Below are 14,217 nucleotides of genomic sequence, written 5' to 3' on the forward strand. Positions count from 1 at the left end.
TCCCCTGTTGAATGAATGTCGCAATGAGGCACTTTTTTAACCAATCGGTCAAACAATTTCTCTTTGCGACACTCTTCAGGAGGCTATTTGGGTACCTGCTATCGAAGGCGCTGTTCAGTTGCAGCGTCAAACAACAACGCATCAGCAGCGTCAAAACTGAGCGTAACCGAACTGCCCTCGGGGATGGTGTCATCGCCACGGGTTTCGACGGTGATACGCCCACCACCCGGCGCGGTGAGGTAGTCATAGGCAACGCCGCCTAGCTGTTCGCGGATGTCGAGCGTGATATCGCTGTCGCCTGCTTCGATGTTCAGGTGCTGTGGGCGCAAGCCAACCAAGACAGGCTTGCCCTCACCCGGCAAAGCGACCGAAGTCTCCACCAGCATATTCCCTAGCGAGGGCACACGGACCTTGCCGCCCTCAACCACGCCGTCGATGAAGTTCATGCTGGGTGAGCCGATAAAGCCAGCCACAAATTTGTTGTCAGGGTCTTTATACAGATGCATCGGGCTGCCGACCTGTTCGATCCTGCCATCACGCAGAACCACAATCTTGTCAGCAAGGGTCATCGCCTCGACCTGATCATGGGTCACATAGATCATTGTCGCGCCGATTTCCTTGTGCAGACGGGCGATTTCGATCCGCATATCCACGCGTAACTCGGCATCTAGGTTGGACAGGGGCTCATCAAACAAGAACACTTCAGGGCCGCGTACAATAGCACGACCAATGGCAACCCTCTGGCGCTGGCCACCGGACAAGGCCTTGGGTTTGCGGGAAAGATACTCGTCCAATTTTAGGATCTTCGAGGCGGCTGCGACCTTCTCTTTCACCTCAGCCTTGGGGTGGCCGGTCATTTTCAGGCCGAACCCCATGTTTTCTTCGACCGTCATGTGCGGGTACAAGGCATAGGTCTGGAACACCATCGCCACACCACGTTCAGCGGGATCTATCGCCGTGACATCGCGACCTCCAATTGCGATCTTGCCGTCAGAGGTTTCCTCTAGCCCTGCAACCATCCGCAACAGAGTGGATTTACCGCAGCCAGATGGGCCGACGAAGACGCAGAACTCGCCATCGTCGATCTCTAGATCAACGCCGTGGATCACTTGGATGTCGCCATATTTTTTGACTACGGCGTTCAGTGTCAGTCCTGACATAAATTATGTCCCCGTTCTAATAGTGTCAGTGGCTTGGTCTGGAAAGTGCCAATTCTGGGCCTCGACCGCGATGTTCTGTGCTGTGGCCTGAACCTGCGGCGCAAGCGCCTCGAGATCGGCCAGTGATTTCTGTGCTGTGGTTGACGTAACCGAAAGCCCGCCCAGCACCCGCCCGCCTGGGGTCAGGATCGGTGCGGCGATGCAAATGATGCCGGGCTCGTGCTCTTCTCGGTCCATGCCGAAGCCCTTACTGCGAATGTCAGCAAGATCGTGCCGCAATTCGTCCTCAGAGGTCAGCGTATGCTCGGTAAAGCGGTGGAAACTTTGCTGGGAAATGATCCGCGCGACCTCTTCTTCATCCAGAAAGGCCATCATCGCCTTGCCAACACCCGTGCAATAGGCTGGCCCAACTTTGCCAGCCTGCGAGTACATTTCAATTGGTTTCAGCGCGTTGCGTTTATCCAGATAGAGAACCTGCGCATGGTCGAACTGTGCCAGATGAACCGTCTCACCCGTGCTTTGAGACAGGGCCTCGACATAGGACCGCGCAATCGGCGCAAGCGAGCTTTGCTGCCAAGCAGCGTGGGCCAATCGGACCAGACGAACGCCCAGACCATAGGTCTGGCGATCCGGATCATAGGACAACATGCCCTGATTGGTCAGAGTCTGAAACAATCGATACAGCGTGCCTTTTGGATAAGGGCTATCCTCTAGCACCTCTGAAAACCGTACAGGGCGTTCAAATGCCGCCACCATATCAAGCACTTCAAGTGCTTTTCCCACGGTTCCGTCGCCTGCCTGCCGCTCTGCCATCTACGTCTCCTTTGATCACTTCCGACCTAAGCCTTGGACGAAAGCATTGACAAGTCATAGCGAGTCGCGGTTATATTTTCAATATGTGAAATCGTGTTTCAAATAGTGAAACTGCCTTGGGAGGGCATTATGGTTAATAAATTCAAAACAACCATTGCGGCGCTGGCTGCCTCGACGATCCTTGCGACATCTGCATTTGCGGGTGAGCTGGTGATCAACACCGACACATCTGACCCTGCCCCAAAGGCAGCGTTTGAGCAGCTGATCGCTGACTTTGAAGCGGCTAACCCTGACGTGACCGTCAAATGGAACCTGTTCGATCACGAGGGCTATAAAACCTCGATCCGCAACTTCCTGACTGCTGATGCGCCTGATCTGGCCAACTGGTATGCCGGCAACCGCATGCTGCCCTACGTCAACGCCGGCCTGTTCGAAGATGTCAGCGACGTCTGGGATGAACATGGCCTGCGCGAGAGCCTCGGCTCGGCTGAAGGGTCGATGACCATCGACGGCAAGATCTGGGGGGTGCCTTACACATACTACCAGTGGGGCGTTTACTACCGCAAAGACATCTTTGAAGCCCAAGGAATCGAAGTTCCAACTAACTGGGACGAGTTCAAGGCAGCAGGCGCCAAGCTAACCGAGGCGGGCGTTACCCCGATCACCATCGGCACCAAGTACCTGTGGACTGCGGGCGGTGTGTTTGACTACCTAAACCTGCGCACCAACGGCTATGACTTCCACATGGCGCTGACCAAGGGTGAAGTCGAATGGACCGATCCACGTGTTGTTGACACCATGAACAATTGGAAAGAGCTGATCGACGCGGGCTTCTTCCTGGAAAACCACACATCCTATTCGTGGCAGGAAGCACTGGCACCAATGGTTGCTGGGGATGCGGCCATGTATGTCATGGGCAACTTCGCTGTGGCTCCGCTACGTGAAGCTGGTCTGACCGACGACCAACTGGGCTTCTTCCAGTTCCCGATTATCAACCCGGACGTACCACTGGCCGAGGAAGCGCCAACCGATACGCTGCACATTCCTGCAAACGCCACCAACAAAGAAGACGCAAGACGGTTCCTTGCCTTCCTGGCCACGGCTGAGCAGCAGACCAAGATCAACGCTACATTGGGTCAGCTACCGATCAACAATGCATCGACCGTTAGCGACGACAAGTTCCTGCAGGCTGGTCTGACCATGCTGTCGTCCACCGAAGGCGGCATTGCTCAGTTCTTTGACCGGGATGCGCCAGCTGAAATGGCCAAAATCGGCATGGAAGGTTTCCAGGAGTTCATGGTCAAGCCTGATCGTCTGGACGCCATCCTGACCCGTCTCGAGAAAACCCGCATGCGGGTCTACAAATAAGAGCAGTACTACAAATAGCACAGGGCCTGCGGGTCCTGTGCAACTGCCTAAGGCAGCCAAGTTTCTCCCGAATTTTACAGGATTGACCTATGTCGACCTCCCGCTTCAATCAGCGCAGCATTGCCCCGGTGCTATTCTTGGCTCCGGCCATTCTGTTTTTCATGTTCTACGTGATCTTTCCGATTTTCCAATCGATGCAGATCTCACTGTACGACTGGGACGGGCTAGGTGAAAAAACCTATGTCGGCATGGACAACTATGTTGAACTGATGGACGACGAGGCCTTCTATACCTCGCTGAAAAACAACGTGATCTGGTTGATTCTGTACATGCTGGCGATCCCGGCAGGTCTGTTCATCGCGCTATTCCTGAACCAGACTGTGTTTGGCATGCGCCTGTACAAGTCGCTGTTTTTCTTTCCCTTCGTGATCAGCCAAGTGGTGGTTGGTCTGGTGTTCACCTGGTTCTATGATCCGTCATTCGGACTGCTGAATGTGATATTGGGATGGTTTGGCCTAGGGCCTGTTACGATCCTGGGCGATGAGACCTGGGTGACCTATGGCATCATCTTTGCGGGTTTGTGGCCGCAGACGGCTTATTGCATGATCCTGTATATCACCGGGCTAAACGCAGTTGACCCCGAACAGATCGAGGCCGGGCGACTGGACAATGCCAAGGGCTGGAACATGCTGTGGTATATCATTCTGCCGCAGCTAAAACCTGCCACCTTCATTGCCATTGTCGTCACCGTTATCGGCGCGCTCCGCAGTTTCGACCTTGTTTCGATCATGACGGCTGGCGGCCCCTGGGGCAGCTCACGGGTGCTGGCCTTTTACATGTACGAAAAAGCCTTCTCTGAATACGGCTTCCGCATGGGGTATGGCGCTGCAATCGCCGTTATCCTGTTCCTGATCATGATGATCTACATCACCTTCTTCCTTGTGAAGATGTACCGCGACGAAAAGGGGCGCTGATCCATGTTCCCAACCCCCATTGAGCGCCGTTCCATTGCTCTGCAACGGATGTATAAAACCGCCCTGCCCATCGCCATGATAATGTGGCTGCTACCGCTGATTGCAGTTGCACTGACCTCTATCCGATCTGCCGGTGATATCACCGCTGGCAATTACTGGGGCTGGCCCACATCGTTTAATCTGGTGCAGAACTACTCGGACATTTTCACCAACACGCCGCTGGGCAATTACATGTGGAACTCGGTCCGGGTGACCATCCCTACGGTGATAGGCACACTGGCATTGTCGTGCATGTCCGGCTTTGCGCTGGCAGTTTACAAGTTCAAGGGCAACATGCTGGTGTTCTTCATGTTTGTGGCCGGCAACTTTGTTCCCTTTCAGATCCTTATGGTACCAGTGCGCGACCTGACCCTGCAAATGGGGTTATACAATTCCGTTACCGGGCTGGCGCTGTTCCACATCGCGTTTCAAACCGGGTTCTGCACCCTGTTCATGCGCAATTTTATCCGATCCTTGCCGGTAGAGCTGATCGAGGCCGCGCGGGTTGAGGGCGTCAAGGAATGGCGGATCTTCTGGTTCATTATCCTGCCCCTGATGCGCCCGGCGATTGCTGCGCTTGCGGTGCTGATCTTTACCTTCATCTGGAACGACTATTTCTGGGCCACTGTATTGACCCAAGGCGCCGAGAGCCAGCCTGTCACGGCGGGACTGTACTCGCTAAACGGCCAGTGGGTTGCCGCCTGGCACTTGGTCTCCGCAGGGTCGATCGTGGCAGCGCTGCCGCCGGTTGCGATCTTCTTTCTTCTGCAAAAACACTTCATCGCAGGTCTGACCCTGGGTGCCGTCAAGTAAACCGCCAAGAGCGAATATCGAATAGGAAAGCCAATGGCTGTCAAGATTGCCTTCATCGGCGCAGGCTCGACCATCTTCATGCGCAACATCATCGGCGATGTCCTGCACCACCCTGCGCTGAGCGATGCCAAGATCGCGCTGATGGACATCGATAGAACCCGGCTTGAAGAATCCGAGCTGGTGGCAAACAAGATGGTCGCATCCATGGGTGTTGCGGCACAGATCACCACCCATACCGACCAGCGCGCAGCCCTAGCCGAGGCGGACTTCGTCGTAGTGGCCTTTCAAATCGGGGGATACAAACCCTGCACGGTCACCGATTTCGACATTCCCAAAAACTATGGCCTGGATCAGACAATTGCTGACACGCTGGGCATTGGCGGCATCATGCGTGGCCTGCGCACCGTGCCGCATCTGTGGTCGGTGTGCGAAGATATGCTGGCGGTCTGCCCCGAGGCAACGCTGCTTCAATACGTCAATCCGATGGCGATCAACACCTGGGCGATTGGCGCCAAGTATCCGCAGATCAAGCAGGTCGGATTGTGCCATTCAGTTCAAGGCACCGCCGAAGAACTGGCGCGGGATCTGGATGTGTCTGTCGCTGGCCTGCGCTATCGTGCGGCCGGTATCAACCACATGGCGTTCTATCTGGAATTCGAACAGCGCCTAAAGGACGGCTCTTACCGCGATCTCTACCCTGCCCTGAAAACCGGGTATGAGGAAGGCCGTTATCCCACTGCCACCGGAGCCAATGCGCGGTGCCCAAACTATGTGCGCTATGAGGTGATGAAGCATTTCGGGCTATTCGTGACTGAATCGTCCGAGCATTTTGCCGAATATGTACCCTGGTTCATCAAGTCACACCGCCCAGATCTGATCGAACAGTTTCAGATCCCGCTGGATGAATACCCGCTGCGCTGCGAAGAGCAGATTGCCGACTGGGCTGCTCAGGCCGAGGCGCTGCGCGATGCGCCAACGCTCGACGTGGCTCAAAGCCACGAATATGCAGCGACCATCATGAACGCAATCACCACCGGCGCACCTGCGGTGATCTATGGCAACGTTCCAAACAGCGGTCAGATCCCACAACTGCCCATGGGAGCAGCGGTTGAGGTCCCTTGTCTGGTGGATGGCAATGGTATTCAGCCCACGGTCGTCGATGACATCCCACCCCAGCTGATCGCAATGATGCGCACCAACATCAACGTTCAGGACCTAACGGTGCAGGCACTGTTGACCGAGAACCGCGAACATATCTATCACGCCGCCATGATGGACCCACGCACCGCCGCCGAGCTGGACCTGCGCCAGATCCGCAAGCTGGTGGATGATTTGCTAACCGCACATGGTGACTGGATGCCTGATTGGGTTGGCGGTAAGACAGGCGGACCTACAACATGACCCTATCACGTATTTATTTACCCATTTTAAAACCGCATGTCGCGGACACAGATAGCTAATTTAATTGGGGGCATCCCTGTCCCCTTTCAGACGGAAGACGGAAGATGGAACAATGAGCAAAACAGCCACATTTCACGATCTTGAGGGCGCCTCTGTCTTCATCACCGGCGGGGGCTCAGGTATTGGCGCCTCGCTCACCGAAGGGTTCTTGCGTCAAGGGGCCAAGGTGGCATTTGTCGGGAGATCAGATGCGTCAGAGTTTGTCGATGAAATGGAACGTGAGACAGGCCAGCGGCCACTGTTCATCCAGTGCGATATCACTGACACCGCAGCATTGCAGGCTGCAATCACCCAAAGCGCAGAGGCCCATGGCACGGTCAGCGTTCTGGTCAACAACGCTGCAAACGACCAGCGCCATGAGACACTGGAAGTAACCGAAGAGTTCTGGGATTGGATGCAGGAGATCAACCTAAAGGCCTATTTCTTTGCCTGTCAGGCCGTCCTGTCAGGTATGAAATCAGCGGGTGCCGGGTCGATTATCAACTTCTCTTCCATCAGCTATATGATGGGCAATGCAGGATACCCGGCCTATGTCACGGCCAACGCTGGCATCACCGGCATGACACGTGGCCTTGCGCGTGAGTTTGGCGCCGATGGCATCCGCGTCAACGCGCTGGCGCCGGGATGGGTTCTGACAGACAAGCAAATAGAGAAATGGGCCACACCCGAGGCGCTATCGGCGCATCTGGAACGCCAGTGTCTAAAGGACCACCTAAAACCACAGGATATCGTTGACGCTGTGTTGTTCCTGGCCTCAAAAACCAGCCGCATGATGACAGGCCAAACCATGGCGGTTGACGGCGGCGTGGTGGTATCAGGGTGAGGACACAGGACATGGAAAAGCTAAATTGGATCGCCGTTGACTGGGGCACCTCGCACCTGCGGGTATGGCTGATGGATGACCAAAGCAAAGTACTACAGCACCTTGCATCAGATCGCGGGATGTCCAGCCTGAAACCCGAAGAGTATGAGGCCACGCTGATAGAGATGGTCGGCGACGCCCTGCCCGATCAGGGTAGCATCCCGGTGATCTGCTGCGGCATGGCCGGGTCACGTCAGGGATGGGCCGAGGCCCCCTATGGCAAGGCCCCTTGCACGCCGCCGTCAATCGATGCGGCGACTCGGGTCAGCACCAAGGTTTCCCGGATCAGCGTCTTTATTCTGCCCGGCATCAAACAGCTACCCGCTGCCGATGTCATGCGCGGAGAAGAGACGCAGATTGCCGGTTTTCTGGCCGAAAACTCTGACTTTGACGGGGTGATCTGCCTGCCGGGCACACATTGTAAATGGGTCCATATCAGCGCGGGCGAGGTCGTCAGCTTTCGCACCTTCATGACCGGCGAGCTGTTTGCGCTAATTTGCGGTTCATCAGTGCTGCGCCATTCGGTCGACGATGAGGGCTGGGACGCCGAAGCGTTTGACGCGGCTGTGTCCGATGCGATTTCTAGACCGGCGGCGATTGCAGGCAACCTGTTTTCCATCCGCGCAGAATCGCTGCTGTCTGGCCTAAGCGCCGCCGCTGCACGCTCACGGATCTCTGGCCTGTTGATCGGTATCGAACTGGCAGCCGCCCGCCCCTATTGGCTGGGTCAGGATGTGGTGATTGTCGGCGAGAGCGGCATTGCCTCGGCCTATGAGGTCGGTCTGATCCAACAGGGCGCGATGGCGCGCCGTGTGACGGCCGAGAACATGACCCTGAACGGCCTGCGGGCTGCCCACGCCAAGATGGTAGAAATAGCCCAATGACACGCGAAATCATCGCCATTCTACGTGGTGTTCAAAGCCACGAAATCTGTGACATCGCCGATGTGCTGATCGCTGCGGGTATCACCAAGATCGAAGTTCCGCTGAACTCTCCCGATCCATTTGCAACCATCGCGCAGTTGGTCAGCCATGCAGGCGACCGCGCGGTTGTTGGCGCGGGCACGGTTCTGGACGCGGATGCAGTTGCCCACTTGGCCGAGATCGGCGCGCAGATGGTAGTATCACCCGACGCCTGCACTGAAGTGATAACCGCGACCAAGGCCGCAGGTATGCTGTCTTATCCCGGTGTCATGACCCCCACCGAATGTTTTGCCGCCCTGCGCGCTGGCGCCGATGGGATCAAGCTGTTCCCGGCCTTCAAGTTGGGGCTGGATGGTTTGGCAGCGATAAAGGCCGTACTGCCTGCTGAGACCAAAACCTATGCAGTTGGTGGTGTTGGCCCAGCCAATTTTGCCGACTGGCAGGCGGCTGGTGTCACCGGGTTTGGAATTGGATCAGGCATCTACAAGATCGGGTTCACCCCCGAGGATGTCAAAACGCGGGCGGAAGAAATTGTTGCCTCCTATGACGCGGCCTACACATGACCGATAAGGCCCAAGTCTTTAGCGACACTGCCTGCACCCTAGGCGAAGGCCCCCTTTGGCATCCTGAACGAAAGCAATTGTTCTGGTTCGATATCTTGTCCAAGAAGTTGCTAACCCGTAACGAAGACGGCGAGCAAAAATGGTGCTTTGATGAATGTGTTTCCGCCGCGGGTTGGGTAGATCACGAAACCCTGTTGATGGCTAGCGAAAACGGGTTGTACCAGTTCGACATCCCATCAGGGCAGCGAGAACTGGTGGTGCCGCTAGAGGCTGACAACTCGGTGACCCGGTCAAACGACGGCCGCGCCGACCCATGGGGTGGGTTTTGGATTGGCACCATGGGGTTCAATGCCGAACCCGGTGCTGGCGCGATCTATCGGTTTTATCGAGGCGAGCTGAAGCAGTTGATCAGCGATGTCACTATCAGCAACGCAATCTGCTTTGCCCCGGATCGGTCCTGTGCCTACTACACCGACACCGCCGATGGCCGCATCATGCGTCAGCCGCTGGAACAGACAGATGGCTGGCCTGTGGGAGAGCCCGAGGTGTTTCTGGACTTCTCAGCCGAGGACTTTGGCCCGGATGGCGCGGTGGTCGACGCCGAGGGCTGTTTGTGGAACGCCCAATGGGGCGCCGCGCGGGTGGCACGGTATTCGCCCTCGGGTGAGTTGTTATCGACGCTATCCGTTCCAGCTACACAGGCCAGTTGCCCAGCCTTTGGCGGGCCTGACCTGACCACTCTGTTTGTCACCACCGCCGCCGAAAACAGCAGTGATGTACAAGCTGGGCAAACCTTTTGCTTAGCCACCAACACCACCGGACAACGTGAACACCAAGTCATCCTCTGAGGTCAGAAAATGCAACGCACCCTTGGCACCTGCTATTACCCGGAACACTGGTCACCTGACATCTGGGCCGAAGACGCACGGCGCATGGCCGAGGCCGGTCTGACCTGGGTCCGGATTGGTGAATTCGCCTGGTCGCGGATTGAACCCAAGCCGGGTGAGTTGCACTGGGACTGGCTGGATCAGGCGATCAATGTGCTGGGTCAGGCCGGGCTAAAGGTGGTGCTAGGCACCCCAACCGCGACGCCGCCAAAATGGGTATTGGACAAGCATCCCGATATGCTGGCGGTGGATGATCAGGGCCGCCCCCGCAAGTTCGGCTCGCGCAGGCACTACTGTTTCAGCCACAGCGGATACCTAGAGGAATGCCGCCGTATCGTTGAGTTGATGGCCGAGCGATATGGGCAGAACCCGCATGTGGCGGCCTGGCAAACGGATAATGAGTATGGCTGTCACGATACCACCCTGTCCTATTCCGACGCGGCGCGTCAGGGATTTCGCCACTGGCTGCGGAAACAATTTTCGGATCAAGGTCAGAACGACGGTATCGGGGCGCTAAACACGGCCTGGGGCAATGTGTTCTGGTCGATGGAGTACAGCGAATTTGACGACATCGACCTACCTAACTTGACCGTAACTGACCCGAACCCGTCCCATGTGCTGGCATTTCGCCGCTATACCTCGGATCAGGTGGTGGCGTTCAACCGCGCGCAGGTGGATATCATCAGGGCGCATTCACAGGCGCCGGTTGCCCATAATTATATGGGGCGCATCACAGATTTCGACCACTTCAAGGTCGGCGCGGATCTGGATATCGCCAGTTGGGACAGCTATCCGCTGGGGTTCCTAGAGGATCGCGTTGGCGCCAGTGCCGATGAACAGCGAAAATATGCCAATCAGGGGCACCCCGATTTTCAGGCCTTTCACCACGATCTGTACCGCGCCGTCGGGCGTGGGCGTTGGTGGGTGATGGAACAGCAACCGGGACCGGTGAACTGGGCGCCTTACAACCCCGCTCCGCTGCCCGGCATGGTCCGGTTGTGGAGCTGGGAGGCCTTTGCCCATGGCGCTGAGGCCGTGTGCTATTTCCGCTGGCGGCAGGCACCATTTGCGCAGGAACAGATGCATGCAGGCCTGCTGCGCCCAGACAGCGCAGACGCCCCTGCAATTGTCGAGGCACGTCAGGTCGCAGACGAAATCCAGCAGTCGCCGGATTTACACCCCATGCAGGCCAAGGTCGCACTGATGTTCGACTATGATGCTGACTGGGCCTGGACCATTCAGCCGCAGGGCACCGGGCTAAGCTATTTTGGCTTGATCTTTGATCACTATCGCGCCCTTCGTCGAGCGGGATTGTCGGTCGATATCCTGCCGCCGGACAGCCGCGATTTCAGCGGATATAGCTTGGTGCTTGCTCCGGGCATGATGCATATGCCGGAGGATTTAAAACAGGCGCTGAGCACCTGCGACGCTGAGGTGCTAGTTGGACCACGGACCGCCGCACGGGATGCCAATATGGCGATCCCAGTGCCCCTGCCCCCAGCCTTTCCTGGTTTGGATGTCACCGTATCCCGCGTTGAAACAATGCGCCCAGACCGACCCGTTGCACTGCATTCAGGCGGCGCGGCCATTGGATACCTGGAAGAGCTGGAAGGATCGGCAGAAGTCACCCTGCAAACCACAGCCGGGGCCGCAGTGGCAATGCGGACGGGCCATGTGACCTATATGGGTGGATGGGGCGATGATGCGGCGTTGGATACTCTGATTGGCGATCTGTGCGCGCGAGCCAGTTTAGCCACGCTGGCCCTACCCGAAGGGGTGCGCATTCGTGACACCGCGAACGAACGGTTCTGGTTCAATTACAATGCTGAGCCCGTCACCAGTGACGCTGGAACCCTGCCACCCGCCGGAGTACTGCGTGTGAAATTGCCGTAGCGCGCCGATATTGGTTCACCCCTTATTGGACGCATGCCCGAAACCAGACAGCACAACATCCACGTCTCGGGGGTAGTCGACGCAAGACAGAATTTTCTTGCCATGTTCCATCAGAAAACTCTCGGGCACGAATACGGTGTCCTCATCCAAATTCCGGTTGATCCTAAGAGGCGCGGTAAAGCTTTCACCGGTGGAAAAGAGCGTGACCATCATGCCCTCATATTCTCGGTCAGCCCCCGCCCCCGGGTTCATTTCCACATAGGGACCTTTGTCGAGCGACGACAGAATGGACGACCGGGTCGCCAGTTTGCCTGATTGGAACTGGTTGTCACCGGTTATCAAGTGACGCCTGCCTTGCGCTGCGCCATTGCCTTGCGAGAGATCATCCTCTGGCGGCTCTAGGCTGTCTTCTTTAGGCCAAATACAGGTCTGCCCAGCCTCGCTCTGGATGGTTTCCTGATCGAACAGGCCAAACGCCGGGTACTTCGCTTTTATCCTGTTGCGAACCGAGCCTTCCTCTACCGGTAATGGCCCCTGCCACATGGCGCGGGAAATCAGGTTAAACACCTGCCGCGCCGCAAGCAGATCAGGCAGCGGCGACCGTACCGGGCGAAGCGTTTGCACCCGGCCTTCATTGTTGGTGTAGGTCCCGCTTTCCTCGCCATAAGACGCCGACGGCAACACAACGTCTGCTCGTTCAACTGTTTTGTTGAAGTGAGAAGTATGGACCACCAAGAAAGCAGGCCTGTCGGTACTTGGCTCGTTGGGCAGTGGATCGGCGCCAAGGATATAATGCAGCTCAACCGGGTCCTCTGGTTCAGGTAATGGTGTCAGACTGCCCTGCCATCCGGGCGCGACCCCAGACAGGCAACCCATATCCCACAGCCCCAACTGATTTGGCCTGTCGAACAAAAACTGCAACTCAACTGTTTTCCCTTGCGCACCAAAATGGCCAACAGCCTTTTCAATCCACCTTAGACATTCAGCGGCCTTTGAGGTGCGCAAAAACTCGGTCCCGATAAGCAGAGTAATGCGTTCTGCACCGTTCAGAATGCCACGGGCCTTGGCGATCATATTGTCAGTTGGTTTGGGATCGTCACCCAGCGAAGACGCGTCACTGATCAATCGAGACATCAGACTGGCCTCTTTTCCCGGCAACAGACGCAGTTTGGCGGAGGCGATAGCGTCCAACCCGCTGGGTCTGGACGAGGAAACAATCAGCCGCTTGCCAGAGTCGATCATGGCAGACCGCAGCAGATAACCCGATACCGGGTTCTCTTCGCTTACGTTTGCACCCAACAGGAAAATGCAGTCCGCCTCTAGCAACGACTGTAAGGGTTTGCGTTGCATGGGGCCGGTCACCAATCGCGCCAAGGCAGCCACGGCTCCGGGAGCCTGCAAGCCGCTAAACCGGGTGCTAGAATGAATGTCCTGCGATTCAAACACTCGCCGCATCAACTGTTGGAATTTATAGGCCGTTTCGTTGCTCTGACGTGGAGAAATCTGGCCCTGAATACGGCCATGTCTCTCTTTGATTTCACAGGCCCTAGTGGCGATTAGCTGGATCGCCTCGGGCCAACCAACCGGCTTCAACACCCCATTTTTGCGGATCATAGGGTGTTCGATCCGCTTGCCGCCATCAATGGCATCAAATCCAAACCTGCCCTTGGCGCACAACAGTTCCTTGTTCATGCCTGTGTCGGGGTCGCTTTTGACCCGCTTGAACCTGCCATCGGCAAATTCCACTGAAATGGAGCACCCAGAGCCGCACATGCCGCAAATCGTTTCGGTTTTTTCCAAATCCCAAGGCCGCGCCTTATAGCGGTAGGGAATGCTCATCAGCGCCCCTACGGGGCAAACCTCGATGCAATTACCGCAGTGACTGCAATCTTTCAGGCTGTTTCCAACCCCGGTGATTTCGCTGTCCAGCCCTCGTTCAGATGTACCCAGCGCGACGTCGCCGACCACTTCCTCGCAGACGCGCACACAGCGTTGGCATTGGATACAGCGGTTGGCATTGAACACGATCACTTGGTTCAGTTCGATATCGTCCTGACGAAACACCCGTTTAGGATCGCGTAACCGCGAGTCGCCTTTGCCGTATCGAAACACCGTATCCTGCAGCTCACATTCGCCGCCCTTGTCGCAAACGGGGCAATCCAGAGGATGATTGGCGAGCAGGATTTCCAGCATGTCCTGACGCGTTCCTGCCACCTGAGCAGACTGGGTATGGATGACCATGTCAGGCGCGATAACCGTCGCACAGGCAGGTTCCAGTTTGCCGCGCCCCTCGACCTCGACCAGGCACATACGACACGAGGCCGACAGTGACAGCCTTTCATGAAAGCAAAACGTCGGGATTTTGATCCCAACCGAGCTGGCAGCCGTCAGGATTGTTGTACCAGGGTCCACCTCTAGTGTCTGGCCGTCCATTGTGCAGGTTACCATTGCTGCGGCTCCT

Annotated in this window: 12 protein-coding genes; 9 read left to right on the top strand and 3 right to left on the bottom strand. The window is 56.8% G+C overall.

Annotated features, from left to right (window positions below):
• Positions 1-98: 98 nt before the first annotated feature.
• Positions 99-1,160, bottom strand: coding sequence for an ABC transporter ATP-binding protein (locus DL239_RS01895; RefSeq protein WP_167681667.1), 1,062 nt, complete (start codon positions 1,158-1,160; stop codon positions 99-101).
• A 3-nt stretch (positions 1,161-1,163) separates the two neighbouring features.
• Positions 1,164-1,973, bottom strand: coding sequence for an IclR family transcriptional regulator (locus DL239_RS01900; protein ID WP_167681669.1), 810 nt, complete (start codon positions 1,971-1,973; stop codon positions 1,164-1,166).
• 129 nt (positions 1,974-2,102) lie between these two features.
• Here DL239_RS01900 and DL239_RS01905 point away from each other — a divergent pair, with 129 nt between their 5' ends.
• The 9 genes from DL239_RS01905 to DL239_RS01945 all read left to right on the top strand — a co-directional run bounded on the left by DL239_RS01905 (position 2,103) and on the right by DL239_RS01945 (position 11,756).
• Positions 2,103-3,341, top strand: a complete 1,239-nt coding sequence (locus DL239_RS01905; RefSeq protein WP_167681671.1) for an ABC transporter substrate-binding protein — start codon at positions 2,103-2,105, stop codon at positions 3,339-3,341.
• An 89-nt stretch (positions 3,342-3,430) separates the two neighbouring features.
• Positions 3,431-4,315, top strand: coding sequence for a carbohydrate ABC transporter permease (locus tag DL239_RS01910; RefSeq protein WP_167681674.1), 885 nt, complete (start codon positions 3,431-3,433; stop codon positions 4,313-4,315).
• A 3-nt stretch (positions 4,316-4,318) separates the two neighbouring features.
• The gene (locus DL239_RS01915; RefSeq protein WP_167681676.1) at positions 4,319-5,167 is read left to right on the top strand and encodes a carbohydrate ABC transporter permease; all 849 of its coding nucleotides are present in this window, start codon (positions 4,319-4,321) and stop codon (positions 5,165-5,167) included.
• Between the two features lie 33 nt (positions 5,168-5,200).
• Complete coding sequence (locus DL239_RS01920; RefSeq protein WP_167681678.1) at positions 5,201-6,568, top strand: alpha-glucosidase/alpha-galactosidase; 1,368 nt, start codon at positions 5,201-5,203, stop codon at positions 6,566-6,568.
• A gap of 112 nt (positions 6,569-6,680) precedes the next feature.
• Positions 6,681-7,451, top strand: coding sequence for an SDR family NAD(P)-dependent oxidoreductase (locus DL239_RS01925; protein ID WP_167681680.1), 771 nt, complete (start codon positions 6,681-6,683; stop codon positions 7,449-7,451).
• An 11-nt stretch (positions 7,452-7,462) separates the two neighbouring features.
• Positions 7,463-8,374: a 2-dehydro-3-deoxygalactonokinase gene (locus tag DL239_RS01930; RefSeq protein ID WP_167681682.1), complete on the top strand. Its 912-nt coding sequence runs from the start codon at positions 7,463-7,465 to the stop codon at positions 8,372-8,374.
• Positions 8,371-8,976, top strand: coding sequence for a 2-dehydro-3-deoxy-6-phosphogalactonate aldolase (locus tag DL239_RS01935; RefSeq protein ID WP_167681684.1), 606 nt, complete (start codon positions 8,371-8,373; stop codon positions 8,974-8,976). Before DL239_RS01930 ends, DL239_RS01935 begins: the two co-directional genes overlap by 4 nt.
• Complete coding sequence (locus tag DL239_RS01940) at positions 8,973-9,824, top strand: SMP-30/gluconolactonase/LRE family protein (RefSeq protein WP_167681686.1); 852 nt, start codon at positions 8,973-8,975, stop codon at positions 9,822-9,824. The genes DL239_RS01935 and DL239_RS01940 overlap by 4 nt, the downstream gene beginning before the upstream one ends.
• A 9-nt stretch (positions 9,825-9,833) precedes the next feature.
• Positions 9,834-11,756 carry a beta-galactosidase gene (locus DL239_RS01945; RefSeq protein ID WP_167681688.1) on the top strand — a complete coding sequence of 641 codons (1,923 nt, stop codon included), beginning with the start codon at positions 9,834-9,836 and terminating at the stop codon, positions 11,754-11,756.
• A gap of 15 nt (positions 11,757-11,771) precedes the next feature.
• On the opposite strand, the gene nuoG is transcribed toward DL239_RS01945, so the two are convergent.
• Complete coding sequence (nuoG, locus tag DL239_RS01950) at positions 11,772-14,204, bottom strand: NADH-quinone oxidoreductase subunit NuoG (RefSeq protein WP_167681690.1); 2,433 nt, start codon at positions 14,202-14,204, stop codon at positions 11,772-11,774.
• Positions 14,205-14,217: the final 13 nt, after the last annotated feature.

This window comes from Parasedimentitalea denitrificans, assembly GCF_011813015.1.
In the GTDB taxonomy this organism is placed as follows: Bacteria; Pseudomonadota; Alphaproteobacteria; order Rhodobacterales; family Rhodobacteraceae; genus Parasedimentitalea; species Parasedimentitalea denitrificans.

Excerpts from the sequence above, each read along its gene's own strand:
- DL239_RS01915 (WP_167681676.1), top strand. The coding sequence starts at position 4,319 with ATGTTCCCAACCCCCATTGAGCGCCGTTCCATTGCTCTGCAACGGATG.
- DL239_RS01945 (WP_167681688.1), top strand. The coding sequence starts at position 9,834 with ATGCAACGCACCCTTGGCACCTGCTATTACCCGGAACACTGGTCACCT.
- DL239_RS01895 (WP_167681667.1), bottom strand. The coding sequence starts at position 1,160 with ATGTCAGGACTGACACTGAACGCCGTAGTCAAAAAATATGGCGACATC.
- DL239_RS01930 (WP_167681682.1), top strand. The coding sequence starts at position 7,463 with ATGGAAAAGCTAAATTGGATCGCCGTTGACTGGGGCACCTCGCACCTG.
- DL239_RS01900 (WP_167681669.1), bottom strand. The coding sequence starts at position 1,973 with ATGGCAGAGCGGCAGGCAGGCGACGGAACCGTGGGAAAAGCACTTGAA.
- DL239_RS01920 (WP_167681678.1), top strand. The coding sequence starts at position 5,201 with ATGGCTGTCAAGATTGCCTTCATCGGCGCAGGCTCGACCATCTTCATG.
- DL239_RS01935 (WP_167681684.1), top strand. The coding sequence starts at position 8,371 with ATGACACGCGAAATCATCGCCATTCTACGTGGTGTTCAAAGCCACGAA.
- DL239_RS01925 (WP_167681680.1), top strand. The coding sequence starts at position 6,681 with ATGAGCAAAACAGCCACATTTCACGATCTTGAGGGCGCCTCTGTCTTC.
- DL239_RS01905 (WP_167681671.1), top strand. The coding sequence starts at position 2,103 with ATGGTTAATAAATTCAAAACAACCATTGCGGCGCTGGCTGCCTCGACG.
- DL239_RS01910 (WP_167681674.1), top strand. The coding sequence starts at position 3,431 with ATGTCGACCTCCCGCTTCAATCAGCGCAGCATTGCCCCGGTGCTATTC.
- DL239_RS01940 (WP_167681686.1), top strand. The coding sequence starts at position 8,973 with ATGACCGATAAGGCCCAAGTCTTTAGCGACACTGCCTGCACCCTAGGC.
- nuoG (WP_167681690.1), bottom strand. The coding sequence starts at position 14,204 with ATGGTAACCTGCACAATGGACGGCCAGACACTAGAGGTGGACCCTGGT.